This window comes from Streptomyces laurentii, assembly GCF_040635425.1.
Classification (GTDB): Bacteria; Actinomycetota; Actinomycetes; order Streptomycetales; family Streptomycetaceae; genus Streptomyces; species Streptomyces laurentii.
Window position 1 is genome coordinate 1 of sequence record NZ_JBEYHT010000090.1, and the last position, 25,223, is coordinate 25,223.

At 73.5% G+C, this 25,223-nt stretch carries 22 protein-coding genes; 10 read left to right on the top strand and 12 right to left on the bottom strand.

Going from position 1 to position 25,223, the window contains the following annotated elements:
* Positions 1–237 precede the first annotated feature (237 nt).
* The gene (locus ABZ693_RS33735; RefSeq protein ID WP_359885268.1) at positions 238–1,095 is read left to right on the top strand and encodes a chaplin; all 858 of its coding nucleotides are present in this window, start codon (positions 238–240) and stop codon (positions 1,093–1,095) included.
* A gap of 117 nt (positions 1,096–1,212) precedes the next feature.
* Here the strand turns inward: ABZ693_RS33735 and ABZ693_RS33740 are convergent, their stop codons facing one another.
* From ABZ693_RS33740 to ABZ693_RS33750, 3 genes are all read right to left on the bottom strand, one after another.
* Positions 1,213–1,872 carry a DUF2293 domain-containing protein gene (locus ABZ693_RS33740; protein ID WP_359885270.1) on the bottom strand — a complete coding sequence of 220 codons (660 nt, stop codon included), beginning with the start codon at positions 1,870–1,872 and terminating at the stop codon, positions 1,213–1,215.
* Positions 1,873–1,944: 72 nt separating this feature from the next.
* Positions 1,945–2,403, bottom strand: coding sequence for a plasmid transfer protein KilB (gene kilB / locus ABZ693_RS33745; RefSeq protein ID WP_359885272.1), 459 nt, complete (start codon positions 2,401–2,403; stop codon positions 1,945–1,947).
* Between the two features lie 107 nt (positions 2,404–2,510).
* Entirely contained in the window at positions 2,511–3,722 is a 1,212-nt protein-coding gene (locus tag ABZ693_RS33750) for a pyridoxal phosphate-dependent aminotransferase (protein WP_359885274.1), read from the bottom strand.
* An 84-nt stretch (positions 3,723–3,806) separates the two neighbouring features.
* Between ABZ693_RS33750 and ABZ693_RS33755 the strand changes: the two genes are divergently transcribed.
* Complete coding sequence (locus ABZ693_RS33755) at positions 3,807–4,418, top strand: winged helix-turn-helix transcriptional regulator (protein WP_359885275.1); 612 nt, start codon at positions 3,807–3,809, stop codon at positions 4,416–4,418.
* A 95-nt stretch (positions 4,419–4,513) separates the two neighbouring features.
* On the top strand, positions 4,514–5,038 hold the full coding sequence (locus ABZ693_RS33760; protein WP_359885276.1) for a cupin domain-containing protein: 525 nt from the start codon (positions 4,514–4,516) through the stop codon (positions 5,036–5,038).
* On the opposite strand, the gene ABZ693_RS33765 is transcribed toward ABZ693_RS33760, so the two are convergent.
* Both ABZ693_RS33765 and ABZ693_RS33770 read right to left on the bottom strand, forming a co-directional pair.
* A complete protein-coding gene (locus tag ABZ693_RS33765) occupies positions 4,960–5,418 on the bottom strand; it encodes a MerR family transcriptional regulator (protein ID WP_359885278.1) in 459 nt (152 codons plus the stop codon). The two genes, ABZ693_RS33760 and ABZ693_RS33765, sit on opposite strands and share 79 nt — an antisense overlap.
* Before the next feature lie 56 nt (positions 5,419–5,474).
* Complete coding sequence (locus tag ABZ693_RS33770; protein WP_359885279.1) at positions 5,475–6,281, bottom strand: SDR family NAD(P)-dependent oxidoreductase; 807 nt, start codon at positions 6,279–6,281, stop codon at positions 5,475–5,477.
* Positions 6,282–6,349: 68 nt separating this feature from the next.
* On the opposite strand from ABZ693_RS33770, the gene ABZ693_RS33775 reads away from it, so the two are divergent.
* Positions 6,350–7,006: a nucleoside/nucleotide kinase family protein gene (locus tag ABZ693_RS33775; RefSeq protein ID WP_359885280.1), complete on the top strand. Its 657-nt coding sequence runs from the start codon at positions 6,350–6,352 to the stop codon at positions 7,004–7,006.
* Positions 7,007–7,080: 74 nt separating this feature from the next.
* On the opposite strand, the gene ABZ693_RS33780 is transcribed toward ABZ693_RS33775, so the two are convergent.
* From ABZ693_RS33780 to ABZ693_RS33800, 5 genes are all read right to left on the bottom strand, one after another.
* The gene (locus ABZ693_RS33780; RefSeq protein WP_359885282.1) at positions 7,081–10,905 is read right to left on the bottom strand and encodes an FG-GAP-like repeat-containing protein; all 3,825 of its coding nucleotides are present in this window, start codon (positions 10,903–10,905) and stop codon (positions 7,081–7,083) included.
* 136 nt (positions 10,906–11,041) lie between these two features.
* Positions 11,042–11,932, bottom strand: a complete 891-nt coding sequence (locus tag ABZ693_RS33785; protein WP_359885283.1) for a carbohydrate kinase family protein — start codon at positions 11,930–11,932, stop codon at positions 11,042–11,044.
* Positions 11,929–12,849 (bottom strand): pseudouridine-5'-phosphate glycosidase, encoded by a 921-nt coding sequence (locus ABZ693_RS33790; protein WP_359885285.1) that lies wholly within the window; start codon positions 12,847–12,849, stop codon positions 11,929–11,931. Before ABZ693_RS33790 ends, ABZ693_RS33785 begins: the two co-directional genes overlap by 4 nt.
* Positions 12,850–12,898: 49 nt before the next feature.
* Positions 12,899–14,098, bottom strand: a complete 1,200-nt coding sequence (locus ABZ693_RS33795; protein WP_359885287.1) for a hypothetical protein — start codon at positions 14,096–14,098, stop codon at positions 12,899–12,901.
* Positions 14,082–15,008, bottom strand: a complete 927-nt coding sequence (locus tag ABZ693_RS33800) for a hypothetical protein (RefSeq protein WP_359885288.1) — start codon at positions 15,006–15,008, stop codon at positions 14,082–14,084. The genes ABZ693_RS33795 and ABZ693_RS33800 overlap by 17 nt, the downstream gene beginning before the upstream one ends.
* A gap of 443 nt (positions 15,009–15,451) precedes the next feature.
* Between ABZ693_RS33800 and ABZ693_RS33805 the strand changes: the two genes are divergently transcribed.
* On the top strand, positions 15,452–15,808 hold the full coding sequence (locus ABZ693_RS33805) for a cupin domain-containing protein (RefSeq protein ID WP_359885290.1): 357 nt from the start codon (positions 15,452–15,454) through the stop codon (positions 15,806–15,808).
* Between the two features lie 41 nt (positions 15,809–15,849).
* Here ABZ693_RS33805 and ABZ693_RS33810 read toward each other — a convergent pair whose 3' ends face one another.
* Together ABZ693_RS33810 and ABZ693_RS33815 are read right to left on the bottom strand one after the other, a co-directional pair.
* A complete protein-coding gene (locus ABZ693_RS33810; protein ID WP_359885302.1) occupies positions 15,850–17,124 on the bottom strand; it encodes an MFS transporter in 1,275 nt (424 codons plus the stop codon).
* A gap of 178 nt (positions 17,125–17,302) precedes the next feature.
* On the bottom strand, positions 17,303–17,866 hold the full coding sequence (locus ABZ693_RS33815) for a methylated-DNA--[protein]-cysteine S-methyltransferase (protein WP_359885291.1): 564 nt from the start codon (positions 17,864–17,866) through the stop codon (positions 17,303–17,305).
* Between the two features lie 155 nt (positions 17,867–18,021).
* Between ABZ693_RS33815 and ABZ693_RS33820 the strand changes: the two genes are divergently transcribed.
* The 5 genes from ABZ693_RS33820 to ABZ693_RS33840 all read left to right on the top strand — a co-directional run bounded on the left by ABZ693_RS33820 (position 18,022) and on the right by ABZ693_RS33840 (position 25,109).
* A complete protein-coding gene (locus tag ABZ693_RS33820; RefSeq protein WP_359885293.1) occupies positions 18,022–18,930 on the top strand; it encodes an MHYT domain-containing protein in 909 nt (302 codons plus the stop codon).
* A gap of 114 nt (positions 18,931–19,044) precedes the next feature.
* Complete coding sequence (uvrB, locus tag ABZ693_RS33825; protein WP_359885294.1) at positions 19,045–21,183, top strand: excinuclease ABC subunit UvrB; 2,139 nt, start codon at positions 19,045–19,047, stop codon at positions 21,181–21,183.
* Positions 21,184–21,322: 139 nt separating this feature from the next.
* A complete protein-coding gene (locus tag ABZ693_RS33830) occupies positions 21,323–21,901 on the top strand; it encodes a TerD family protein (RefSeq protein ID WP_359885296.1) in 579 nt (192 codons plus the stop codon).
* Positions 21,902–21,963: 62 nt separating this feature from the next.
* Positions 21,964–23,892 (top strand): TerD family protein, encoded by a 1,929-nt coding sequence (locus ABZ693_RS33835; protein ID WP_359885298.1) that lies wholly within the window; start codon positions 21,964–21,966, stop codon positions 23,890–23,892.
* Positions 23,893–24,110: 218 nt separating this feature from the next.
* The gene (locus ABZ693_RS33840; protein WP_359885300.1) at positions 24,111–25,109 is read left to right on the top strand and encodes a TerC family protein; all 999 of its coding nucleotides are present in this window, start codon (positions 24,111–24,113) and stop codon (positions 25,107–25,109) included.
* The last annotated feature ends 114 nt before the right edge of the window (positions 25,110–25,223 follow it).

Below are 25,223 nucleotides of genomic sequence, written 5' to 3' on the forward strand. Positions count from 1 at the left end.
TCCTCGTACTGGACGTACTTGGATGACTCCGACAACGCAGCGAGCGTGCGTGCCAGGCGTCGCAGGCCAGGAGGGACTTTCGACACACGCCCTAGAGCCGCCCCTGCGCGTAAGCCTGCCGCTTCACACTCCCTCAATGGGGTGAAACGGGCTGTTCGTCGGATCCAGGAACCCCTCGATCGGCGTTGTTTCCGATGCGGGCGAGTGCCCGTGAAGAGATTCGGAAGGCAGGAAGCCATGAGGCAGATTCGCCGAAGTGGTCTGGCCACTCTGTTGGTCACCGGTGGCGCGCTCGCGCTCTCGGCGGGCGCCGCGTACGCGGACGCCGGCGCACAGGGCGCCGCTGTCGGTTCGCCGGGGGTCGCCTCCGGCAACACCATCCAGCTGCCGGTGCACGTCCCCGTGAACATCTGCGGGAACACCGTCAACGTCGTCGGACTGCTCAACCCGGCGGCCGGCAACACGTGCGTCAACGGTTCCGCCGCCCCGGCCGCGCACGGCGGCAGCGGCTACGGCACCGCCGACCGCAGCACCGCGGACCGGGGGACCGGGGGATCGGGCCGGACCCACAAGGATCTGCCGGGCACCCCGCGCACCGGTTCCTCCGACCACGGCTCGCGCGGCGGCTCGTCCGAGGCCGGCGCGTCGAAGGCCGGTTCGTCGAACGGCGGTGGCGCCACCGCCGAGGCGATCGCCGGGGACTCCCCGGGCGTCGTGTCCGGCAACGGCATCCAGTTGCCGATCGACGTCCCCGCGAACGTCAGCGGCAACTCGGTCAACGTCGTCGGCATCGGCAACCCCGTCTTCGGCAACACCTCGGTCAACCAGTCCGAGGAGGAGTGCGACGAGCCGGAGATCCCGACGACGCCGGTCACGCACCCGCCGGCCAAGCCGCCCGTCACCCCGCCGGGCGTCCAGCCGCCGGCCCCGCACCCCGGCACCGGGCCCGGCCCGGAGCCGGAGGCCGGACCGCCGGCCCTCGCCCACACCGGCGCGGGCCCGGTCGGCTACGCCGCCCCGGCGAGCGCCGCGCTGCTCCTCGGCGGCGCGCTGATGATCCGCAGGTCCCGCCGGACGGCGGCCGACCGGGGCTGACACCCGCCCCGCGGGCGTACGGCCGAGGTCGTACGGGCGCGCACGGCTCCCGCCGCACGACGGCCGTACCGTACCCATCCCGTACGGCCGTACGCCGCCCACACCCCACGCGGCCGCTCAGCCCGCGCGCCAGCTCCGCAGCACCGTCTCGATGGCGGGCGCGACGCTCGCCCGGGCCTGGTGCCGGGGCAGCCCGGTCATCAGTAACGTGTCGTAGTCGGTGTCCACATGCCGTACAGCGGCCCGCACCGCCGCGCGCACCGCGTCCCGGTCCAGGGCCCGCCCGGCGGCCGTCCGCCCCACCCGCCCGCTGCCCTTCGCCGACGCGTGGGCGGCGATGGCGCTCGCCCGCTCCGCCGGGCAGCCCGGGTACAGCCGCAGGATCTCCGCCTCCAGCGCGGCCGTGATCGCCACGTCCCGCTCGGCCCGCCGCGCCGTGTCCCGGGCCCGGCGCCGCGCCCGCGCCTCGGCGTCCGCGAGACAGGCCGCCTCCGCCCGGACCAGCGCCGCCTCCTCGACGAGCAGGCCCTGCCGCTCGTAGCGCGTGCGACGCCGGTTGTGCCGCACCACCACCGCCCACAGCGCACTGCCTTCGCGGGCCCGCCGGGTGAGCGCGGTGTCGCCGCGGCGCAGGAAGACGAGATGGCCGAGGTCGGCGCAGTCCAGACAGACGATCCGGTTGAACTCGACGATCATCCGCTCCAGCGGGCCCCGGCGGCATTCCGCGCAGCGGCGCCGCCGGAGCGGTTCGACGACGACGGGCGCGACGAGATCCACGACGGTGTCCTACCCGTGCCGCCCGGCGTGCATCCCTGCCCGCGCCCCTCCGCGTACGCCGGGGCGCGCTCCTCAGCGCACGCTGGGCGCGGCCGCCTCGACGAACCGGGCCAGCGCCGCCTTCGCCACCTCCGAACGGCGCGTGCGGTCGTCGTCGTCCGTCGCCTCGTGCAGGCAGTGCGTCGAGGCGAACGCGTCGTCCGCCAGCGCGCGGGTCCGCGGGTCGTCGCAGATCAGCTGGACCCGGAAGAGCGCCTGCCGGGCGGCGGTGCGCTGCTGGTACGAGGCGTAGCGGGAGCGTTCGGCCTCCGCCGGGCCGGGTTCGAGGTGGGCCCGGAACCAGCGGTCGTTCTGGTGCTGCCGGTAGTCGACGACCGCGCCCGCGAACGCGCTGTACGCGGCGATCCGTTCCTGGCGCAGCTGCTCGCTTCGGGCGAGCGCGGCACCCCGGTCGGCGGCCCGGCCCTGGAACCAGTGGGTGACGGCGGCACCCAGCAGGGTGCCGAGGACGGCTATGAGTGCCGCGTCCATGACGGCCCCCTCCTTGGTCGGATCCGTGAACGGAACGGCCCCTAGAAACCGCCCTGCTGCCGGAGGGGCCGTCGGATCATCGCAGGCGGCCCCGTGCGGCCGCGCCGCTACTGGCGGTACCCGCCGAGGAAGCGGCCGATGCGGCTGATCGCGGCGTCCAGGTCGTCCGCGTGCGGCAGGGTGAGGATGCGGAAGTGGTCCGGGCGCGGCCAGTTGAAGCCGGTGCCCTGCACGACCTGGATCTTCTCCCGCAGCAGCAGGTCGAGGACGAACTTCTCGTCGTCGTGGATCCGGTGGACCGCCGGGTCGAGGCGCGGGAAGGCGTAGAGCGCGCCCTTCGGCTTGACGCAGGAGACGCCGGGGATCTCGTTGAGCTTCTCCCAGGCGCGGTCGCGCTGTTCGTACAGCCGGCCGCCCGGCGCGGTCAGCTCGTCGATGGACTGCCGGCCGCCGAGCGCGGCCTGGATGGCGTACTGGGCGGGCGCGTTGGGGCACAGTCGCATGGAGGCCAGCATGGTCAGGCCCTCCAGGTAGTTCCGGGCGTGCTCGCGGGGGCCGGTGACGACCAGCCAGCCGGAGCGGAAGCCGGCCACCCGGTAGGTCTTGGACAGACCGCCGAAGGTGAGGACGACGAGGTCGGGGGCGAGGGAGGCGAGCGGGTGGTGCACGGCGTCGTCGTACACGATCCGGTCGTAGATCTCGTCGGCGAGGACCATCAGGTGGTGGCGGCGGGCGAGGTCGAGGATGCCTTCCAGGACCTCCTTCGGATACACCGCGCCCGTGGGGTTGTTGGGGTTGATGACGACGATGGCCCGGGTCCGGTCGGTGATCTTCGACGCCATGTCGTCGAGGTCGGGGTACCAGTCGGAGGACTCGTCGCACAGGTAGTGCACGGCCTTGCCGCCCGCCAGCGTCGTGACGGCCGTCCACAGCGGGAAGTCGGGGGCCGGGATGAGGACTTCGTCGCCGTCCTCCAGAAGGGCCTGGACGGCCATCGAGACGAGTTCGGAGACGCCGTTGCCGAGGTAGACGTCGTCGAGGCGGATGTTCGCGAGGCCCATCGACTCGTAGCGCTGGGCCACGGCGCGGCGGGCGGACAGGATGCCGCGGGAGTCGGTGTAGCCGTGTGCCTTGGGGAGCATCCGGATCATGTCCTGGACGATCTCCTCGGGCGCCTCGAAGCCGAAGAGCGCGGGGTTGCCGGTGTTGAGCCGCAGCACGCTGTGGCCCGCCTCCTCCAGGGCGTCCGCGTGTTCGATCACCGGGCCGCGGATCTCGTAGCAGACCTCGCTCAGCTTGCTCGACTGCCGGAACTCCATGTGCCGACCTCCCCAGAAGTGTTGATGCTTGGTTTTACCAAGTCAGCGCTTGGGAAGTCCAACAACACGTCTACACTGCGTCGCATGCCACGCCGCCGAAGCTATGACCAGTACTGCGCCGCAGCCCGCGCCCTCGACGCCGTCGGCGACCGGTGGACGCTGCTGATCGTCCGTGAACTCCTCGCCGGGCCGCGCCGCTACACCGACCTGCACGCCGATCTCCCCGGCGTCAGCACCGACATGCTCGCCGGACGGCTCAAGGACCTGGAGGGCGGCGCGCTCGTGACCCGTCGCCGGCTGCCGCCGCCCGCCTTCGCCGTCGTGTACGAGCTGACCGAGCGCGGCCGCGCGCTGCTGCCCGTGCTGCGCGCCCTCGCCGCCTGGGGCGCGCCCGACCTCGACGCGCCGCGCCCGACCGACGCCGTCCGCGCGCACTGGTTCGCGATCCCGCTGCTCGGCGTCCTGGAGGGGCTGGGCGCGAAGGTGGTCCAGGTGACCCTGGACGAAGGCGAGTTCCACGCGCGCGTACGGGACGGCGGGGTGACGGAGTACGGGGACGGGCCGGCCGCCGACGCCGAGGTGTGGCTGCGGACGGACACGGCCACCTGCCGGGCGCTCGCCGCCGGTGAACTGACCCTGACGGAGGCGGTCGAGTCGGGCCGCGCCACCCTTCAGGAGCCGGCCCGGACCAACTGATCGAACATCCGTCCCGTGTATCCCTCTTCCGGGTAGCGTGACCGCTCCGACGGTCGCGAACCGGACGGCCGCGCAGACGAGTTCGGAGGAGAACGATGGGTCTCGGCACGGGCACGACGGGCACGGGCGGCACGCGGGTCGGAGCGCGCGGGGCGCGGCTGCGCAAGGCGCTCGTCGTGGCGGGCGCCGTCGCCGCGGTGGCGGTCGTCCCGTCCGCGGCGATCGCCACCCCCGGCAGCGGGGTCGGTGCCACGGAACTCGCCCAGGGCACCTCGCACGGCACCCTGCCGGTCAAGCCGCCGAAGGGCGACACCGACGTCGTCTTCCGCACCATCACCGTCGCCCCCGGCGGCACCACCGGCTGGCACCACCACGACGGTCAGCTGATCGCCGTCGTCCGGTCCGGCACCCTCACCCGGACCCTGGCCGACTGCTCGGTGGAGGTGTCCAAGGCGGGCGACTCCTTCATCGAGCCCGCCGGCGCGAACAAGGTCCACACCGGGCGCAATCTCGGCACCGAACCCGTCGTGCTCTATGTGACCTATCTGCTGCCCAAGGGCGCGCCGATGTCGGTGGACGAGCCCGCGCCCGCCTGCGCGCCGGCGGGGAAGGCCGGCTGACCCTCGCTGCCCACCCGAGCGCCGGACTGGGCGGCGGACTGGGAGGCCAGGGCGGCGGCGAGCCGGTCCCTGGCCTCCGTCTGCGCCGCGATCCGGGCGTCGAGCACCGCGAGGCGTTCGCGGGCGATGGCCAGCCCCTGCGCGGAGGGTGCGCGGGCGGGCATATGCCCGTCCAGGCAGGACGCGAAGGCCGTGACGTCCTCCAGCGTCAGCCCCACACCCAGCAGATACCGGATGTTGGAGACGCGGACCACCGCGCCCTCCTCGTAGACCCGGTAGCCGTTCGCCGCCCGCGCCGACGCGATCAGCCCCGCCTGCTCGTAATGGCGCAGCGCCCGTGTCGTCGTCCCCGTCCGGCGGGCCAGTTCACCGATGCGCAAGGACCCCACCTCCCCGCGCCTTCCTACCACCTCGGCAGGCCCGCCTACCTGCCGTCTCAGGCGACCAGGGCGCCGCCGTCGACCGGCAGCACCACGCCCGTGACGAACTCCGCGTCCGGCGAGGCCAGCACGGTGATCGCCCAGGCCACCTCCTCCGGACGGCCGATCCGCCGTAGCGGTGTGTGCGCGAGCTGCCATCCGCGTACCGCCTCCCGCTGTTCGGGCGTCAGCCCCCTGTGCACGCCGATCGGGGTGTCCACCGCCCCGGGCGCCACCGCCACCACCCGCACCCCGCGCGGCGCGAACTCCACGGCCCAGCAGCGGGTCAGCGTCTCCACGGCGGCCTTCGTCGCCGGATACACCGACGAGTTCGGCCAGCCGCGCTGCCCGACGGCCGTCGAGACGTTGACGACCGTGCCGCCGGCGGACGTCAGGGCCTCCAGCGCGGCCTGGGTGAGCAGCACCGGGGCGACGACGTTGGTCGCGAGGAGCGCGTCCACGGTCTGCCGGGTCATCGACTCCAGGGGGCCGCCGTCCGCGATGCCGGCGTTGTTGACCAGGACGTCGAGCCGTCCGTACGTGTCCACGACCTCGCGCACGATCCGCTCGGGCCCGCCCGGCGCGGTGAGGTCGGCGGCCAGGGGACGGATCCCCGGGAAGCCGGTCGCCGTCTCCTGGAGCGGTCCGGGCCGGCGGCCCACGGCGACGACGGTCGCCCCCTGCCGGGCGAAGGCCCGCGCCGTGGCCCGGCCGATGCCGGTGCCGGCTCCGGTGACCACCACGACCCGGTCGGTCCGGCGGCCGGTGTCGGTGTCGGTGTTCTGTCGCTGTGTGTCCGTGTCCGTGTGCGTGTCCGTGTTCATGCGCCGATCCTGGAACCCTGCCGCCAGCGACAAGGTCAATCCCGGGGGCCGTGCGGCAGGATGGGCGGATGAACGGCAGGGGACGGACGCGCGTGGAAGCGATCACCTGGGAGCGGCTGACCGGCGCGGTCGTCCGCCGTCTCGACCGGACCGCGCCCGGGGACGGCAGCGACTGGCTCAAGGTCGGCGTCGACGGGCCGCCGGCCGCCCCGGGCGCGGAGTTCGCCGACCGGATCGCCGAGGAGCTGCGGCTGCGCGGGCGTTCCGTGCTCGTCGTCGCCACCGACGGCTTCCTGCGGCCGGCGTCGCTGCGCTTCGAGTACGGGAAGCGGGATCCGGACGCGTACTACACCGACTGGGTCGACACCGGCGCGCTGTGGCGGGAGGTGTTCGGCCCGCTGGAGCCGGGCGGCTCCGGCCGGGTGCTGCCCGACCTGTGGGACCCGGCGACCGACCGGGCCACCCGCAGCCCCGCCGTCCCGCTGGCGCCGGGCGGGGTCCTCGTCGTCCACGGCCCGTTCCTGCTCGGGCACTGGTTCCCGTTCGACCTGAAGGTCCATCTGAGCCTGTCGCCGGGCGCGCTCGCCCGCCGTACCGAGCAGCAGTGGACGCTGCCCGCCTTCGCGCGGTACGAGCAGGAGGTCGGCCCCGCGGACGTCGCCGACGCCGTCGTACGCGCCGACGACCCGCGCCGGCCGGCCTGGACCGGCTTCCGGGACGCCTGAGCGGGACGGGTGACCCGCCAGGGGGTACGGGGTGAGGGGAGCCGCCCGGGAGCGGTGCCCCTCACCCCGTACGGTCAGATGTGCACCTGGCTGCCGGGCACGCCCACGCCCGTGGCGATCGTGCCGAGCGTCGACCAGCCGCCGCTGAGCGCCGCCCCGTCGTTGAGCCACGCCTGGACCGAGCCGTCGGCCGCGATCGTCAGATAGTCGGCCCGGCGGTCGCCGTTGGCCTCGGCGAACAGGACCGTCGTGCCGGGCGTGCCCAGAGCGGGGGCGTACGCGCCGAGCGCGGTCCACTTGCCGAGTCCCTTGTTGGCCCAGGCCTTCACCGAGCCGTCGGCGGCGACGGTCAGGTAGTCGGCCCGTCCGTCGGCGTCGAGGTCGGCGAACCGCACCGAGGCACCGGGCGCGCCCGTCCCGGTGGCGATCTGCCCGGCGGGGGTCCAGCCGCCGCGGCCGTCGCCGCCCTGGTTGAGCCACGCCTTCACCGAGCCGTCGGCGGCGACGGTCAGATAGTCCGCCCGTCCGTCGGCGTCGAGGTCGGCGAGCCGGACCTGGTCGCCCGGGGCGCCCGTGCCGGTGGCGTAGACCCCGAGCGAGGTCCAGCCCGCCCCGGTGCCGTTGTTGAGCCAGGCCTTCACCGAGCCGTCGGCGGCGACGGTGACGTAGTCGGCCCGCCCGTCGGCGTCGAGGTCCGCGAAGCGCACCTGGTCGCCCGGGGCGCCCGTGCCCGCGATGATCTGGCCGAGGGAGGTCCACTTCCCGGCGGTGCCGGTGCCGAGCCAGGCCCGTACCGAACCGTCGGCGGCCACCACCAGGTAGTCGTCCTTGCGGTCCGCGTTGATGTCCGCGAACCGGACCTGCGCGGCCGGCGCTCCGGCGCCCGTCGCGAAGGTCCCGACGGAGGTCCAGCCGTTGCCGCCGACCCCGCCGCCGTCCCCGCCCTTGTTGAGCCACGCCCGGACGGCGCCGCTCGCGTCCACCACGAGGTAGTCGGCGCGCCGGTCGGCGTCGAGGTCGGCGAACCGCACCGAGGAGCCGGGCGCGCCCGCGCCGGCGGCGATCTGCCCGGTCTGGTTCCAGCCGGCGATGCCGGTGCCGCCCTTGTTGAGCCAGGCCTTCACGGCGCCGTTCGCGTCGACGGACAGATAGTCGGCGTATCCATCGGCGTTGACGTCGGCGAGGCGCACCTGGTCGGCGGGGACACCGACCCCGGCGGCGATCTGTCCGGCCTCGGTCCAGCCCTCGGTCCCCGTACCGCCCTTGTTGAGCCAGGCCCGGACCGCGCCGTTCGCGTCGACGACCACGTAGTCCGCGTACCGGTCCCCGTTGATGTCGGCGAACCGCACCTGACCGCCCGCCAGGGTCACCCCGGTGGCGATCTGTCCGGCCTCGGTCCAGCCGGCGAGGCCGGTGCCGCCCTTGTTGAGCCACGCGCGTACGGCGCTGTTCGGGTCGACGACCAGATAGTCGGCGTATCCATCCGCGTTGATGTCGGCGAACCGCACCTGACCGCCGGCCAGCGGCACGCCGGAGGCGACCTGACCCGCTTCGGTCCAGCCGCCGTGGCCGTCGCCGCCCTTGTTCAGCCACGCCCGTACGGCGCCCGCGGCGTCCACGGTGAGGTAGTCGGCGCGGCCGTCCGCGTTCAGGTCGACCTGGTAGTCGCCCAGGCCGGCCCGCGGCGGGGCGGGCCGGACCGTCACCTGCGGGCTGATCCAGCCGTTGCGGGCCACCTGCGCGATGCCCTCGGCGAAGACCCCGGCCATCTTCACGTAGCCGCCGTCATTGGGGTGCAGCCGGTCGTTCAGATCGGCGGTGGTCAGCGCCCCCATGCTCACCTGGGCGACCTTGTGGCCCTGCGCCTGCCGGGCCGCGACGATGCCCGGGATCCGCGCGTTGTACGCGTCGATCCGGGCCTGTACCTCCGGCGAGGCCGACGGGACGAGGGAGGCGACGACGATCGTGGTCTGCGGCGACGCGGCGATCATCTGGTCGATGAGGGCGGCGAGCCGTGCCGGAGCGGTGGCGACCTGGTTGTCGCGGTCCATGTCGTTCGTGCCGATGTGCAGCAGCACCACGTTCGGTTTCGCCGCCTCCATCCAGGCGTCGATGTTCGCGGCGATGCCGTCGATCAGCCAGCCCGAGTGGCCCTCGTGATCGGTGTCCGGCAGGACGCCGTGCTTCTGCGAGCCGACGAAGTCGAGCGTGTCCGCGCGGGGGACGAGCTGCGGCCACAGGGCGGCGCGGTAGCTGGAGCGGGTGCTGCTTCCGGCGCCCTCGGTGATGGAGTCGCCGAGCGGCATCACCGTCAGGTTCGGCACATGCCAGTTCTCGCTCTGGGTGTCCGGCGTGCCGCCGAAGCCGGGGGTGTCGCTGTGGTCCACGTACTGGTTGAGCGCGTCGACCGCGCTCTTCGGATCGCCCGCGGTGGTGGCGTCGACCGCGACGAAGTTCGGCTTCTTGCGGGCGGCGGGGGCGCAGAAGCGCTGCGCGCGGTTGAGGATCTTGGCGTTGTCGTTGCCGGGCGTCACGCCGATCGGGGCGCTACGGAAGTGGTTCATGACGAACAGCCGGCGGAACCCGGGCTCCTCACGGGACAGCGGCACCTCGCTCCAGCGGGTCTCGCACGTCCAGTCGGAGTTACCGGTCGGGGCCCCCATCGACCAGTAGTTCTCGGCCGTCCAGTCCCGCTGGTAGCCGATCCCCAGGTCCTTCTTGTCTCCCCGGTCGGACAGCAGGAGCAGCCGCTTGTTCTTGGCGACCAGCTCGGACAGCTTGGGCCAGCCCTTCGTCGCGACGTTCCAGTCGGCGGACGACGGGTCGAACACCATGCCGCTGAGCTGGCCGTTCGGCCCGAGGTCGTCACCGATCTCGGCGGCCATCTCGGCGGCCGACGTGTAGTCCTCGAAGAAGACGGTGACGACCTCCCGCTTGTTCTCCTCGGCCTTGAGGAACGTGGCGATGGTGGTGAAGACGTCCGACAGCGGCTGGGCCGTCGGCACGCACAGATCCACGATCTGGTCGGGCGGATGGCACACCCGGACCCGGCCGTTGCGCTGGTACGTGTCCAGCATCAGCCCGCGGACGCCCTGCCTCAGCTGCGCGGAGATGGGCAGCAGCTGGTTCTGGGTCGGGAACAGAGGGGCGTTCATGTCGACGTTGTTGTTGAACGCGTTGTGCGCGGTCAGGAACGTCATCTGGTCGAACGTCGGGTCGGCGGGCATCGGCCGGCGGGCGGCCTCCACCGGGGAGACGTACCAGAGCTGCCGCTCGCCGTCGCTCCGCGTCGTCGGGAACGTCACGTCACTGCTGACCGAACGGTCCTGCGGCGTCTCGAGGAACTCCTGGTAGCCGGACGGACGGATCCGGTACCGCTCGCCCTTCACCTTCTCGAACACCCAGTCCGTGCCGGACCCGGCGCAGTCCCGGAAGGCGAGGCGGGCCGCGCCCTCGGAGTTCGCGTCCCGGCCCATGCAGCGGTCGTTCTTGGTGCGGCTCTTCACCTTGTACGTGCCGTCGCCGGCCGGGGACGGCTGGAGGTACCACCACTGGTCCGACTCGTCGCCCTTGGGCGGCGCGGTCCGGAAGAGGAGTTCGCTGCCGGATATCTGCTGACCGGCGCCTCCCTTGCCGTCGTTGTCGTCGCCGACGCTCTGGATCACCACGGTCGTGTCCGTGGGCGGCCCGTCGGGGGCGATCGCGGCCAGCGCGGGCGCGGGGGCGACCGCGGCCGTCACCCCACCGGCGAGCAGCGCGCCGGCCAGGGACAGGGCGGTGGCCCGGACGGCCGCGCGCAGACGGGGACGGCGGGCGCGCTCCGCGCCCGCGGGTCTCGTCAGGGGAACGGCGGGAGGCGAGGCGTGCGCCTCGCCTGGTATATGCCGGATGGGTCGCATGGAGGGGAGCCCTTCGTGGGAGGGAGAGGTCCGCGCCGTCCGGCACGGACGGCGCTCAGTCTCGTGAACCCTGCTGCCGTTTCACTCATGCTTCGTTAACGGTGCGCGGCGCCGGAATTCCGGGCGGCGTGGTCTCTCAGGGCCGGCCGCCCACCCGCGTCACCGCCGTCGCACCCGCCCGGCAGCCCGCCGCCACCGCGTCGGCCGGGGCCGCGCCCGCCAGCCGGGCGGCCAGGAACGCGCCAGTGAAGGCGTCGCCCGCGCCCGTGGAGTCCACCGGACGCGCCGCCGGCGCCGGCAGCCGGGCCGTCACCCGCCCTTTCGCCGCGAGCACCGCGCCGCCGGCCCCCAGGGTCACCGCGACCAGCGGAACGCGCCGGCTGAGCGCCGCGGCCGCCTCGCCCGGATCCGTACGTCCCGTCAGCAGCCGGGCCTCGTCCGCGTTGGGCAGCAGGCACTCCGCGCCGGCCACCGCCGCCAGGAACGGTTCGGCGCCCAGTCCGGCGAGGAACCCCGCCGAGGCCGGGTCCACGCTCACCGGCACTCCCGCCGCCCGCGCGTCCCGCAGCACCCGTCCCGCCGTCGCCCGGCTCACGTCGGCGAAGAACAGATAACCCGACAGATGGACGCGGGCGACCCCGGCGAGCAGCTCCGCCGACCAGTCCTCCGGCGCCAGCCGCAGCGCCGCCCCGCTGTCCGTCAGAAAGGTGCGTTCCGCGTCCGCGCCCACCAGCGCGATCACCGACGCCGTCGGCGCCTCCGGATCGTGGACGAGCAGCGGCCGTACGCCCGCCTCGCGCAGCGCCCGGTCGTGCCAGTCCGCCGCGTCCGTGCCCACCCGGGCGAGCAGCCGTACGTCCGGACAGCCCGAACACGCCGCCCAGCACGCCACGTTCGCGCCCGCGCCGCCGGGCAGCGTGCGGATGGCCGCCGCCGTGTCCGTCGCGGGCGCGAGCGGCGTGCGGTGCCGGGCGACGACGTCCGTGACGACGTCCCCGACGACCAGGAGCGCGCCGGACCCGGTCACCGCGCGGCGCGGCCGGCGCGGTCCGCCGCCGCGATCCGGGCCGCGAGCGAGACGTTGCCGCGGACCGCGGCCAGATTCGCCTCCAGGGACGCCCCCTCGGTGTGCGTCGTCAGGAACTCCAGCAGGAAAGGCGTCACCGCCTGCCCCGCCACTCCCTTCTCCCGCGCCGCCGCGAGACCCTGTTCGAGGACCCGGTCGTGCAGCGCCGGATCGAGCTGCCGGCCGGCCGGCACCGGATTCCCGACGACGAGGGCCGCGCGGGGCCCGCCCAGTGCGTCCCGCGCCCGCATCACCCGCGCCACCTCCTCGGGGGAGCGGACCGTCCAGTCGACCGGCTCGCCCGAGGACGACAGATAGAAGCCGGGGAAGCGGTCCGTGCCGTAGCCGACGACGGTCACCCCCAGGGTCTCCAGACGCTGGAGCGTCGCGGGCACGTCGAGGATCGACTTCACCCCCGCGCACACCACCGTGATCCCGACCTGGGCCAGCAGCCGCAGGTCCGCCGACTCGTCCTGGGTGACCGTCCACTCCCGGTGCACCCCGCCGAGCCCGCCGGTCGCGAAGACCCGCAGGCCGGCCGCGTCGGCCAGCCAGGCCGTGGCCGAGACGGTCGTCGCGCCCGTCGCCCCGGCCGCCAGCGCCGGGGCCAGGTCGCGGTGGCCGAGCTTGCGCACCGACGGGTCCTCGGCGATCCGGGTCAGGCCCGTGTCGTCCAGGCCGATCCGGGCGGTGCCGTCGAGCACCGCGATCGTGGCCGGCACGGCGCCGCCGGCCCGTACCCGCTCCTCCAGCTCACGGGCCACGGTCAGGTTGCGCGGGCGCGGCAGACCGTGAGCGATGATCGTCGACTCGAGCGCGACGACAGGACGCCCCTCGTGCAGCGCCTCCCGTACCTCTTCGGACACATGTGTGGACATGCGGGAAATCTGACGCGGCCGCGCGGCCCGCAAACCTCGGTGGCGGACATCAGCCACAGCCCGGCAGCCGGGGCAGCCGGTTCGCGTCCACCACTTGGATCACGGCCCGCGCACCCGTCTCTTTGGCATCACCGAGGCTGTACGCGCGCGCGAGCCCGCTGCCGGAGGCCGCCGCGTACCCGTACGCGGGCGTGAGCACGGTGTACGCGTCCGCGTCGAGGTCCAGCGCGTACGAGGTCTGCGGGGTGCGCCAGGTGACGAGCCGTCCGGCGATCCTGAGCTGGTCCATCCCGTCGGCGGCGGGGGATCCGGCCACCACGGCCACCGGCCGCGCCTCGCCCGTACGCCACACCATCAGCCGCGGGTCGGCCTCGCCCGCCACCCACGCCCAGGTGGTGCCGTCGGAGACCAGGCCGCGTACGTCGCGCAGCGCGGCGATCGGCGCGGGCAGCTTCGCCGGGCGCCCGTCGGCCAGCGAGACCGCCGCGAGCCGGGTCCCGCCGCCCGCGGACTCGCGCCACACCAGCAGACCGCCCGCCGCGAACGGCGTGTCGACCACACCCGTGTGCCACGCGCGCGTGGGTCCGCCCCCGGCCGGCGCGGCGAGGACGCCGGCCTTCCCGGCGCCGGTGCCCTGCGCCCACACCACCGTCCCGTCCCGGACGACCGGACGGGGCAGCGGCCCCGGCCGCTCGGCGCGGGCCAGCCGCCGGGCCTTCCCGGTGGTCGCGTCCCACACGTACAGACTCCACGGGCTGTCCAGCGTGCGGCCCTCCAGGACCGCGAACGCGGCCCACCGCCGCCCGTCGAAGTCGGCGGCGAGCAACTGGTGTTCGACGGGGTCGGCGAACCGCAGCAGGGTCCGGGGCGTCTTCTCGCCGGCCCGGACGAGGACCGCGCCGCGGCCGTCCGCGCCGGAGAGCTGGAGCGCCGTCCAGCCCGCGCCGACGTCCGCGAGCACCGGCCGCCGCCCGCTCGCGGGCCGGAACTCGCCCGCCGCGAACGCGCCGCGCCACGCCTCCGGGAGCGGCACCTCGCACGCGGCGGCCCGGACGGCCGGAGCCGAGGAGGCACCGCTCGCGGTCGGCGCGTTCGGGGCCGGGGTGCCGGTGGCCGGGGCGGACGCCGACGAGGACGTACGGGCGGGCGCGGGGCCGTCCCCGCCGGGCGCGCACCCGGCGGTGCACCCGAGGAGGACGGCACCCGCGACGAGCAGCCGACGGCGGCCGCGCCTACCAGACGTACCCACGGCCGCCCATGATGGTGGTGAGGGTGTCCGAGGAGATGTGCGCGGACTTCGGCACGGAGCCCGCCCACGAGATGACACTGGTGCTCACCCCGCCGACCGGATCGAGGTAGTCGACCTCCCCGGCCGCCGTGTCCGTGTTGTAGCCGTCGACCGCGACCCAGTGGAAGATCTCGATGTTCGGATGCCCCACGAGATGCGGACCGCCCGGCACCTCCCAGGCGTTGCCCGCGATCGCGTAGTCGTTGTCGGTGTCGTGGGTGATGTGCTGCTTGAAGGCGGTCTTGTCGGCGGCGGTGGGGGTGTACGGGAGGGCGTTGGGTACGTAGCCGGCGCCCGGCAGCCGGCTGTTGAGCGCGTCGGCCACGGGATACCCGGTCGGGCTCGGCACGTTGATGTTGATCCCGTACCAGGCCGTGCCCGAGGTGTTCGTCTTCAGCAGGGTGGCCGCGTCCTGCTGGGAGCGGCCGCCCACCTCGTCATGGGCGGACTGGGCGGCCACCAGCATGGCCGGGCCGCACCAGTACGAGGTCTGCTGCGGCTGCTGGATGCCGCCGGACAGCTTGTAGCCGGCGAGGAGGCCCGCGGTGCGCAGCCCCAGCGCCCTCGCGTACGAGGCCTCGGCCTTCACCTGCTTGGCGGCGGCCTGTTCGCGCTGGGCGGGGGTGAGCCGCTGGGGGCCGAGGGTGTCGTGGGCGGCCTTGTACGCGGCGCCGGGGGCGGCATCGGGCGCGGTGCCAGGCGCGGTGTCGGGTTCCGGGGCGGTATCGGGTTCCGGCGCGGAGACGGAGCGGGGGGAGGCGGCGGGGGATACGGGCACGGCCGAGGCCGTGGCCGTCGCCGCGGTGGCGGTGGTGAGGAGTGCCGCGGCCGTGAGCACGGCGGCGCGGAGCAGGGCGGGGGTGGCCGGCATCGCACTCTCCTGTCCAGGGTGGGGGAGGAGTTGTGGGGGGATTGGCTCTGTCGAGGAGTGTGACGCCGTTCGGTCCGCTTTGTCAGGAGGGTGGGCGGGATTCCGGATGGGTTCACCGGGTTCACCGAACGGGCCGTACGAGCCCGGCGGCTCCCTGGAGCCGGTCCGGCCGCCCCGGAGTGGAGAGTGCGCCTCCGCTTCCGTTTCCGCACCGGGAGCGCGCGGGACGCCCCGGAGCGCGCTCTGCGGAATCCGTGCTCCGTCACCCCGCCCGCCGCCGTCCGTACGGCGTTTCGGCCGGGCCCGCGCCGCCGGCGGCCGCCACGGAATCCGTCGCCGTCGGAGCCGCGGTGAAGTCCCCGGGCGGGAAGGGAGACGGAAGGCTCTCCTCCGGGCCGACCCGGCGCCGGAACGGGGTGCCGGCCCCGCTACAGTCGCCGCCCATGACCACGCACACGCAGCCGTCCTTCGCCGTCCACATCCCCGACGCCGCACTCGAACCCGAGCCCCTGGACCCGGGCCAGATCGTCTCCGGCACCCCCGAGGTGACCGGCAAGGTCCTGTGGGAGTCGGCCGACGGCACGCAGATCCGCGGCATCTGGCAGATCACCCCGGGCGTGGTCACCGACACCGAGGCGAACGAACTCTTCGTCGTCGTCAGCGGCCGGGCCACCGTCGAGATCGAGGGCGGCGACACCCTGGAGATCGGCCCGGGCGACGCCTGCGTGCTCCGCGAGGGCGACCGCACCACCTGGACCGTGCACGAGACCCTGCGCAAGGCGTATCACATCAGCCTCTGAGGACGGCCGCCCTGGGCCCGCGCCGGGCCCAAGGCCCGTGCTCAGGCGCGGCGGGTCGCCGCCCGGACCGCGAGGAACGCCATCGGCAGCAGCAGACACGCGCCGACCACGTTGAGCCAGCCGTAACCCGCCTGGGAGACGATCAGGCCGGCGGACAGCCCGCCGACCCCCGCCGCGGCGTTCATGATGAAGTCGGAGAGCCCCTGGACGGCCGCGCGGGCCGCCTGCGGGACGGAGTCCGTGAGCAGCGCGGAGCCCGAGACGAGTCCGGCCGACCAGCCGAGGCCCAGCACGAACAGGCCGAGCGCGGTCTGTCCGTGGCTCGGTCCCGCCGTTCCGGCGAGCAGGGCGGCGACGGCGAGCAGCGCCACCGCGAGGCCGATCACCGAGAGCCGGCCGAGCCGGTCCGACAGCCAGCCCATGACCGGCGAGAAGGCGTACATGCCGGCGATGTGACCGCTGATCACCAGGCCGATCAGCCGGATGTCCGCCCCGTGGTGGCTGAGCGCGACCGGTGTCATCGACATGATCGACACCATCGCCGTGTGCGAGATCGCCACGGTCACCAGGGCGAGCCGGGCCCGCGAGGACTCCCGTACGGCCCGCAGACCGGCCTTCAGGGAACGGCCGTCGGCCGCCGCGGCCTCCTCCGGACCGGCCAGCGCGCGAGCGGTCAGCAGCGGGTCGGGCCGCAGCAGCAGCGCCACCATCGCGGCGGAGACGATGAACACCCCCGACGCCCAGACGAAGGGCCCGGCGGCCACCGGGATGCCGAGGCCCGCCACGCTCTCGCCGGCCGGGGCGGCGACGTTCGGGCCGAGGACGGCGCCGATGGTGGTGGCCCACACCACGGTCGAGATGGCCCGGGCCCGCCGGTCGGGCTCGGCGAGGTCGGCCGCCGCGAACCGGGCCGCGAGGTTGGCCGAGGAGCCGGCCCCGAAGCCGACGAGGCCGAGCAGGAGCACCGGGAAGCTGCCGATCGCCGCGCCGAGGACCGCGACCCCCGCGCCGACGGCGCCGACCAGGTAGGCGAGGACCAGTCCGGCCCGCCGTCCGCGCCGGGCCATCAGCGCGGCGAGCGGCATCGCGAGCAGGGCGGGCCCGACCACCGACGCCGTCGACGCGAGACCCGCCAGGGCCTCCGTACCGCTGACCTCCTTGGCGAGGACGGCGGCCAGGGCGACGCCGATGGCGATGCCGAGTCCGCCGAGGATCTGGGTGGCGATGAGCACGGCCTGGATCCGGCGCCGCAGCGCCGGGAGCCGGTCGGGAGAGACGGCGGGGGAGCCGGAGGATCCGGGGGAGGAGCCGGATATCTCGTCCGCCGCGAGTTTGTCAGGGGCACTGGGGGTGTCGGTCACTTACGCAGTGTGCCAGCCCGCCCCTGACGAGGGAACGTCCGATAGCCGGAACCCCGCGCACTCTGTCAGAACAGGAGCCTCCCCTTCGTGAGGGAGGCCCGGCGCGGAGAGGTCCGGCGCGGCCGGGCCCGGATCAGAACAACGGCTCCGGCAGCACACCCTCCAGGGCCAGCAGCCGCCGCTTGGTCTCCAGACCGCCGCCGAATCCCCCGATCCCGCCGTCCCGCTCCACCACCCGGTGACACGGCACCACGACCGGCAGCGGATTGGCCCCCATCGCCGCGCCGACCGCCTGCGCCGCCGCCGGCTCCCCGACCCGCCGGGCGAGGTCTCCGTACCCGACCACCGTCCCGTAGGGGACGCCGTCGGCCAGCTCGCGCAGAACCCGGCGGTTGAATCCGGTCACCAGCGACCAGTCCAACGTGACGTCGAAGCTTTTGAGACTCCCGTCGAAATAGGCCCTGAGCTGCCGGATCGGCTCGGCGAGCCACCCCGACGCGTCCTCCACCGGCTCTTCGCCGAACGCCGCCCCCAGCCGCTCCAGGGCTCTGTCCCGCACCGGCCCCTCGGCGTGGAACGCCACGCACACCAGCCCCCGGTCCGTCGCGGCGAGCAGCAGAGGCCCGATGCCACTCGGCACCACCGACCACTCCACCCGGCCCGCCGCACCGTCCGCTCCCGGCTTCTCACGCTTCATGCCGATCACGGTACGACCCTCCACCGACAGCGGGTGGATCTTTACTCGGACTCCATGGCCGGATGTCCTCGCCGAGCGCCATAATTCGCTGGCAGTACTCAGCGGTACCGACTGTTTTCGGACGACGTGGCACCAGGGGTGGAGGACACACGCTCATGCAGGGCACGGTCGACGGATTCAGCTACGGCCTCGTCACGCCGGTGGCGGCCTTTCTCATGGCCTGCCTCGGCGGCGCGCTCGGACTGCGCTGCACCACCAGATCCCTCCGCCACCGCGACACCTTCAAGGCCGGCTGGCTGACGCTCGGCGCCACCTCCATCGGCACCGGCATCTGGACCATGCACTTCATCGCCATGATGGGCTTCTCCGTCCGGCAGGCCCCGATCACCTACGACCGGCCCCTCACCTTCGCCAGCCTCGGCGTCGCCGTCGTCATGGTCGGCATCGGCATCTTCATCGTCGGCTACCGCGGCGCCACCGCGCTCCCCCTGGTGACCGGCGGCACCGTCACCGGCCTCGGCGTCGCCACCATGCACTACCTGGGCATGGCCGGAATGCGGCTGCACGGAACGATCGGATACGACACCCTCACCGTCGCGCTCTCCGTCGTCATCGCCGTCGTGGCCTCCACCGTCGCCCTGTGGGCCGCCGTCTCCGTCCGCGGCTTCCTGCCCAGCCTCGGCGCCAGCATGGTCATGGGGCTCGCCGTCAGCGGTATGCACTACACCGCCATGGGCGCCGTCCACGTGGAACTGGCCCAACTCCCCGGGATGCCCGCCACCGGCACCGGCGACAGCCCCACCACGCTGCTGCTGCCCCTGCTGATCGGCCCGGGAGTGTTCCTGCTGCTCGCCGCCGTCGTCGTGATGTTCGACCCGCTGCTCGTGCTCGGCGAGCCCGACTGGCAGCGGCCCGCCGCCCGCGGCCGCTCCCGGCACCGGGTGGGCGGGGTGCCGGCCCCGCGCCGGGTCCCGGCCTACGGCGAGCCCGCGAACTGGTCCGCCGCCCGCCCCGCCGGCCGCCGCTCCGTGCCCCGCGACGCCTACCGCTCCCAGGACTGGTAGCCCCGCCGTACGGCCGGTCCGGACCCCTCCGGCCACCCCCGCCAGGCCCCTGCGGCCACCCCCGCCGAGGGCGATCGGGCCCCCTCTGTCAGTGCCGGGTCGTACCGTGGTGACATGCGGCCCGTTTCCAAGATCGAACGCTCGGTGGCGCCTTTCGAGGTCGTCAGCCCCTACCAGCCCAACGGCGACCAGCCCGCGGCCATCGCCGAACTCGACCGGCGCATCCGCGCCGGCGAGAAGGACGTCGTGCTGCTCGGCGCCACCGGTACCGGCAAGTCGGCGACCACCGCCTGGATGATCGAGAAGCTCCAGCGCCCCACCCTGGTGATGGCGCCGAACAAGACGCTGGCCGCCCAGCTGGCCAACGAGTTCCGCGAGCTCCTGCCGAACAACGCGGTCGAGTACTTCGTCTCGTACTACGACTACTACCAGCCCGAGGCGTACGTCCCGCAGTCGGACACGTACATCGAGAAGGACTCCTCCATCAACGAGGAGGTCGAGCGGCTGCGCCACTCCGCGACCAACTCGCTGCTGACCCGCCGCGACGTCGTCGTGGTCGCCTCCGTCTCCTGCATCTACGGCCTCGGCACGCCGCAGGAGTACGTGGACCGCATGGTCCCCCTCAAGGTGGGCGAGGAGATCGACCGCGACCAGCTGCTCCGCCGCTTCGTCGACATCCAGTACACGCGCAACGACCTGGCGTTCTCCCGCGGCACCTTCCGGGTCCGCGGCGACACCATCGAGATCTTCCCGGTGTACGAGGAGCTCGCCGTCCGCATCGAGATGTTCGGCGACGAGATCGAGGCCCTCTCCACCCTCCACCCGCTGACCGGCGAGATCATCAGCGAGGACCAGCAGCTGTACGTGTTCCCCGCCAGCCACTACGTCGCGGGCCCCGAGCGCATGGAGCGGGCCGTCAACGACATCGAGACGGAGCTGGAGCAGCGCCTGAAGGAGCTGGAGAAGCAGGGCAAGCTCCTGGAGGCGCAGCGGCTGCGCATGCGCACCACGTACGACATCGAGATGATGCGGCAGATCGGCTCCTGCTCCGGCATCGAGAACTACTCGATGCACTTCGACGGCCGTCTCCCCGGCTCCCCGCCGAACACCCTCCTCGACTACTTCCCCGAGGACTTCCTGCTCGTCATCGACGAGTCGCACGTCACCGTGCCGCAGATCGGCGCCATGTACGAGGGCGACGCCTCCCGCAAGCGCACCCTCGTCGACCACGGCTTCCGGCTGCCGTCCGCGCTCGACAACCGCCCGCTGAAGTGGGAGGAGTTCCAGGAGCGGATCGGCCAGACCGTGTACCTCTCCGCCACCCCCGGCGCCTACGAACTGTCCCGCTCGGACGGCTTCGTCGAGCAGATCATCCGCCCGACCGGCCTCGTCGACCCCGAGGTCGTCGTCAAGCCCACCGAGGGCCAGATCGACGACCTGGTGCACGAGATCCGGCTGCGCACCGAGCGCGACGAGCGCGTCCTGGTCACCACCCTCACCAAGAAGATGTCCGAGGACCTCACCGACTACTTCCTCGAACTGGGCATCCGGGTCCGCTATCTGCACAGCGACGTCGACACCCTGCGCCGTATCGAGCTGCTGCGCGAACTGCGCGCGGGCGAGTACGACGTCCTCGTCGGCATCAACCTGCTGCGCGAGGGCCTCGACCTCCCCGAGGTGTCGCTGGTCGCCATCCTCGACGCCGACAAGCAGGGCTTCCTGCGCTCCGGCACCTCGCTCATCCAGACCATCGGCCGTGCCGCCCGTAACGTCTCCGGCCAGGTCCACATGTACGCCGACACCATCACCCCGGCGATGGACAAGGCCATCGACGAGACCAACCGGCGCCGCGAGAAGCAGATCGCGTACAACAAGGCCAACGGGATCGACCCGCAGCCGCTGCGCAAGAAGATCAACGACATCGTCGCCACCATCGCGCGCGAGGAGGTCGACACCGAGCAGCTGCTGGGCACCGGCTACCGCAAGGGCAAGGACGGCAAGGGCGCGAAGTCCCCGGTGCCGTCGCTCGCCGCGCACACGCCCAAGGCCGCGGCCAAGGGCGCCAAGGCGGGATCGGCGGTCGACCTGGGCGACCGTCCGGCGACCGAACTGGCCGGGATCATCGAGGAGATGACGGAGCGGATGAAGGCGGCCGCCGCCGAGCTGCAGTTCGAGGTCGCCGCCCGGCTGCGCGACGAGGTCTCCGAACTGAAGAAGGAACTGCGCCAGATGAAGGAGGCCGGGCTCGGCTAGCCGGGCCCTGGCGGGGTCCGCCCCCACGCCGCGGACCGGCCCGCATGTGTTGCAACAACGACACGAAACGGGTCCGGTCCGGGCAGATTGTCAGTGTGGCTGCGTAGGGTTCTGATCACACCGATGAGAGGGGCAGCGCGTGACGGTCAACATGACCAAGGGGCAGGCCATCAGCCTGGAGAAGGAGGACGGGGGCAGCCTGACCTCCGTACGGATGGGCCTGGGCTGGAAGGCGGCGCCCCGCCGCGGCCTGTTCGGCTCGCGTACGCGTGAGATCGACCTGGACGCCTCGGCCGTCCTCTTCGCCGACAAGCAGCCGGTCGACGTGGTCTTCTTCCGCCACCTGGTGAGCGACGACGGCTCCGTCCGCCACACCGGCGACAACCTGGTCGGCGGCGTCGGCCAGGGCGGCGACGACGAGGCCATCCTGGTGGACCTCCAGCGGATCCCGGTCCACATCGACTCGATCGTCTTCACGGTGAACTCCTTCACCGGCCAGACCTTCCAGGAGGTGCAGAACGCGTTCTGCCGCCTGGTCGACGAGACCAACGGCCAGGAGCTGGCCCGCTACACGCTCGACGGCGGCGGCCCGTACACCGCGCAGATCATGGCCAAGGTCCACCGGGCCGGCACCGGCTGGCAGATGACGGCCATCGGCAACCCCGCCAACGGCCGTACCTTCCAGGACCTGATGCCGGCGATCTTCCCGGTTCTGTAACCCGGACGACCGGGCCGCACGGCACCGCCCACCCATACCTGCATAGAGGAGAGACGCACGCGATGACCGCCGAGCTGGTCCGGGGGCAGAACCACCCCCTGCCCCACACCCGCCTGGAGATCCGGGTCTCGGCCGGTCATCCGGTCCTCGCCGCGGCCACCCTCGGCGACGAGCAGGGCCGTGTCGCGGGCCCCGAGGCCGTCGTCCACCCGGGCGCGGCCGCGCTGCCCGGGATCGAGGTGTCCCGGCAGGCCGCCGCGACCCACCGGCTCGCGGTCGACCTGGCGGCGGTACGGGACTCCGTCCACCGCGTCAGCGTCCTGCTCGCCCTGCCCACCGGCGTGGGCGGCCCGGCCCGCTTCGGGGCCACGGCCGTCCCCGTCGTCGGCGTCACCGGCCCCGACGGGGACACCCTCGTCACGTACACGATCGACGGACTCGACCGCGAGTCCGCGCTGATCGCCCTGGAGCTGTACCGCCGGCAGGGCGCCTGGAAGGTCCGGGCCGTCGGCCAGGGGTACGAGGGCGGGCTCGCCGCGCTCCTCGCCGACCAGGGCCTCCCGGGCGCCGGCGAACTGGCCGGCACGGTCCTGGAGGCCGTCGCCCAGGGCGCGGCCCGCTCGGTCGCCGCCCCGCCCCCGCGCGTCCCCGGGACCGGCCGGGACCGCTCCCCGTACACCGCCGCGGCCCCCGCGCCCGCTCCCACGCCGCCGCCCACCCCGGCCGCCCCCGAGCGGCCGGCCGCCTCCACGGGCCGCGTCGACTACACCCATCCGCGCCGCCGCCCGGCCCCCACGCCCACCCCGGCACCCGCACCCGCGCCCACGCCCGCCCCGGATCCCGCCTCCGGCGCGAACCCGGCGCCCGTCGCCGGTGACGCGGCCGGCTGGTCGATGGACGAGCGGCTGTACAACCAGGTGTGGGGCATGTTCGAGGATCTGGCCCGGACCACCGCCGCGTACCGCAGCGCCCGCGCGTTCGCCGACTCCCGGCTCGAACAGGAGCTGGACCGGCTGCTGTCCGACCCGCGGCAGCGGATGGGCGGCGCCGGCGACGCGGCCCGGGCCGCCGCCCGGGCGAAGCACGACGAACTGGTGGCCCGCGCCCAGGAGGCGCTGGACCGCGATCTCACCCAGCTCATCGCCGAGTCCGAGGTGGTCGAGCCCGCGCTGCCGCCCGCGTACGCCCGCTGGGACAGCCCGGTCTGGCAGGCGTACCGGGTGCCGGAGGAGGCCCCGATGGCCGTCCGCCTTGGCGATCTGCATCTGCCCGAGGAGCCCGGACTGTGCGTCCCGTTCCTGGCCCGGCTGCCGCTCGCGCGCGGCCTGTGGGTGGACAGCGGGCGCGGCCACGGTGAGGCGTCGGCGCTCCTGGACGAGGCCGAGCGGCGCCGGCTCGCCCTGGACTGCGCCGTCGCGCACACCGTCCGGCTGCTCGCCGCGCACCCGGCGTACGACCTGCGGGTCCGGGTGATCGACCCGGCCGGCGCGGGCGCCGCCGCCTTCGCCCCGCTCGTCGAGGCGGGCGTCCTGGAGGCGCCGCCGGCGGCCGGGGCGGCCGGGGTCTCGGCGACCCTGGCCCAGCTCACCGAGCGGGTCGACCTGCTGCAGATGGCGTTGCGGGCGGGCGCGGCCGAGGACCTGCCGCCGGGCGTGGACACCGCCGCGCACCTGCTGGTGGTGCACGACTTCCCGCACGGCTTCGACGACCGGGCCGTCACCCAGCTGCGCTACCTCGCCGACGAGGGTCCGGCGGTCGGCACCCAGCTGCTGATGGTCGCGGACCCGGCGGAGGCCGCCGCGTACGGACCGGTGCTCGATCCGCTGTGGCGCTCGCTGTCCCGGCTCACCCCGGTCCCCGACGACCACCTCGCCGACCCGTGGGTGGGGCACGCCTGGACGTACGAGCCCCCGGCCTTCCCGGCGGGGAGCGCGGTCATGCGGCAGGTGCTCGCGCAGGTGGCCGACGCCCGCCGGCGAAGAGGGCTCTGACCTGGGTTTTTGAGGCCGCTTTACCCATCTCTTTACCTTCCTTTGGTCTTTCCTGTACTCTCTTTTTCAGCGGAGGGGAGTACTCCCTGCTTGCGGCGTACCCGTCAATACGGACAGATCAGACATCTGATCCCGGGGCGCCGGCCCGGTTCTCCCGGGTGGAAGAGACCTCCGGCAACGAGCAGGCTCCATGTGAGCCGTACGACGCCGGAGGCGCAGTGGACGTATCCGTGACCCTGTGGGTGCTGACCATTCTTGGTCTGGCCGCCCTGATCTCGGTCGATTTCCTCATCGGGCGCAAGCCCCACGACGTGTCGGTGAAGGAAGCCGGCATCTGGACGGTCGTCTGGATCGTCCTCGCCGCGCTGTTCGGCCTCGGCCTGTTGCTCTTCGGCAGCGGACAGGCCGCCGGAGAGTTCTTCGCGGGCTATGTCACCGAGAAGTCGCTCAGTGTCGACAACCTCTTCGTCTTCGTCCTGATCATGGCGAAGTTCGCGGTGCCGTCCCACCTCCAGCAGCGGGTGCTGCTGGTGGGCGTGCTGATAGCCCTGGTGCTCCGCGCGATCTTCATCGCCGCCGGTGCCGCGGTCCTCGCCAACTTCTCGTGGGTGTTCTACCTCTTCGGGGCGTTCCTGATCTTCACCGCCTGGAAGCTCATCCAGGAGGCGCGCGCCGACGAGGAGGAGGACGAGTTCGAGGAGAACCGTCTCCTCAAGTCCATCGAGAAGCGGTTCGGCGTCGCCGACCGCTACCACGGCACCAAGCTCGTCATCGAGAGCTACGGCAAGCGCGTGCTGACCCCGCTGATGGTGGTCATGCTCGCGATCGGCACCACCGACATCCTGTTCGCCCTCGACTCCATCCCGGCGATCTTCGGCCTCACCCAGGACCCGTACATCGTCTTCACCGCCAACGCCTTCGCCCTCATGGGTCTGCGGCAGCTGTACTTCCTGATCGGCGGCCTGCTCAAGAAGCTGGTCCACCTCAGCTACGGCCTGTCGGTGATCCTCGGCTTCATCGGCGTGAAGCTGGTGTTGCACGCCCTGCACGAGTCCGGGGTGTCGGTGCCCGAGATCTCCATCCCGGTCTCCCTCGCCGTCATCTGCGGCGTCCTGATCGTCACCACGATCACCAGCCTGATCGCCTCGAAGCGGCAGGCGCAGCGCGAGGCCGCCGAGACGGCCGAGACGGCCGGCAAGACGGGCGTCGAGGCCTGACCTCACACGAGGGGCCGGGGGGGGCTGGGCGAGAGCCCAGCCCCCCACCCCCCCCCCCCGTACGCTTAGGGGATAAGGATCAGGAAAAGCCCGCGCCCCCCCCCCCCCCCCCCC